Source organism: Streptomyces racemochromogenes (assembly GCF_044129415.1).
Classification (GTDB): domain Bacteria; phylum Actinomycetota; class Actinomycetes; order Streptomycetales; family Streptomycetaceae; genus Streptomyces; species Streptomyces racemochromogenes_A.
In genome coordinates, this window is record NZ_JBBDHD010000275.1 from 1 (window position 1) to 2111 (window position 2111).

General features: G+C 72.3%; 1 protein-coding gene. It reads right to left on the reverse strand.

Annotated features, from left to right (window positions below; genetic code table 11):
• Positions 1 to 181: 181 nt before the first annotated feature.
• Complete coding sequence (locus WDV06_RS36715; RefSeq protein WP_395514135.1) at positions 182 to 1750, reverse strand: RNA polymerase sigma factor; 1569 nt, start codon at positions 1748 to 1750, stop codon at positions 182 to 184.
• Between the last annotated feature and the right edge of the window lie 361 nt (positions 1751 to 2111).

The following is a 2111-nucleotide window of genomic DNA, read 5'->3' on the forward strand; positions in this document are numbered from 1 at the left end:
CGCCCCCCCCCCCCCGCGGCGCCCCCGGCGCGGCCCCCCCCCCCCCCCGCCGCCCCCGCGCCCCCCCCCGCCCCCCCCCCCCCCCCCCCCCCCCCGCCCCCGCCCCCCCCCCCCCCCCCCCCCCCCCCCCCCCCCCCCCCCCACGTCCACGCGCCCCTGACGGCCCGGCCGGCCGGCCCGATCAGTCCAGGTAGTCGCGCAGCACCTGGGAGCGCGACGGGTGGCGCAGCTTCGACATGGTCTTGGACTCGATCTGGCGGATGCGCTCGCGGGTCACCCCGTAGACCTTGCCGATCTCGTCCAGGGTCTTGGGCTGGCCGTCGGTGAGCCCGAAGCGCATCGAGACCACCCCGGCCTCGCGCTCGCTCAGCGTGTCGAGCACCGAGTGGAGCTGCTCCTGCAGCAGCGTGAAGCTCACGGCGTCGGCCGGGACGACCGCCTCGGAGTCCTCGATGAGGTCGCCGAACTCGCTGTCGCCGTCCTCGCCGAGCGGCGTGTGCAGGGAGATCGGCTCGCGGCCGTACTTCTGGACCTCGATGACCTTCTCGGGGGTCATGTCGAGTTCCTTGGCCAGCTCCTCCGGGGTGGGCTCGCGGCCCAGGTCCTGGAGCATCTGGCGCTGCACCCGGGCCAGCTTGTTGATCACTTCGACCATGTGCACGGGGATGCGGATGGTGCGGGCCTGGTCGGCCATGGCACGCGTGATCGCCTGCCGGATCCACCACGTCGCGTAGGTGGAGAACTTGTAGCCCTTGGTGTAGTCGAACTTCTCGACCGCGCGGATCAGGCCCAGGTTCCCCTCCTGGATCAGGTCCAGGAAGAGCATGCCGCGGCCGGTGTAGCGCTTGGCCAGCGAGACCACGAGGCGGAGGTTGGCCTCCAGCAGGTGGTTCTTGGCGCGGCGGCCGTCCTCGGCGATGATCTCCAGCTCGCGCTTGAGCTTGGGCGCCAGCTTGTCGGAGTTGGCCAGCTTGTCCTCGGCGAACAGGCCCGCCTCGATGCGCTTGGCGAGCTCGACCTCCTGCTCGGCGTTGAGGAGCGGGACCTTGCCGATCTGCTTGAGGTAGTCCTTGACGGGGTCGGCGGTGGCACCGGCCACGACGACCTGCTGGGCGGGGGCGTCGTCCTCGTCGTCGGAGATGACGAAGCCCTTGTTCTCCCCGCCCTCCTCCTCTTCCTCGGCCTCGCCCTTCACCGCGTCGGGAGCCTCGTCGACGGCCTCTTCGTCGCCCTCGTCCAGGTCCTTCTTGGCGGCGGTCTTCTTGGCCGCCGTCTTCTTCGCGGCGGTCTTCTTCGCCGCGGTCTTCTTGGCGGCCGTCTTGCGGGCCGCGGTCTTCTTCGCGGCGGGCTCGGCCACCGGTTCCCCGGCCAGCACGTCGGCCGTGTCGGGTTCCGCCGTCCCGGCCTCCGCCGGCGCCTGTGCCGCGGCCGGAGCGGCGGCCGGTTTGGCGGCCACCGGCCTGGTCGTCGTACGCTTGGCGGGGGTCTTCGCTGCGACGCTCTTGCGTGGGGTGCGCTTGGGCGACTCTGCGGCACTGACCATCAGCGTCACACCCTCTTCCTCGAGGATCTGGTTGAGGCTGCGCAGGACATTCTTCCACTGGGTCGCAGGAATCTGGTCAGCCTCGAAGGCCCGACGCACGTCATCGCCGGCGATCTGCCCCTCGGCCTTGCCCCGCTCGATGAGCGCCATCACAGACTGGGATTCGGCGATCTCCGGCGGGAGCGTACGGGATGTGCTGGCCGACACGAACAACCTCTCGGAACGATGGGAACGGGTTCCGACCCCGGCCTGGTGCTGGACCGGAGCCGACGACCGCCGACTGGGGAGGCCGGGGCGCGGGCAGGGGCCGGGGAGCTGCACAGCACCCCAAGGGCTGCTGTCTTCCCTCCGTCGGCCATCACCGCTTAGGTCATCGCGTGACGTCGCAGAGCGTTACGCCCAATCTTCGTGGCCCAAGTCACACCAGGGTCGTGACACCCCCCGTACACCGGTGGGGGGGGGGGGGGGGGCCCCCCCCCCCGCCCCCCCGCCCCCCCCCCCCCCCCCCCCCCCCCCCCCCCCCCGCCGGCGCCCCGCCCCCCCCCAACCACAAAAACCACACCCCCAC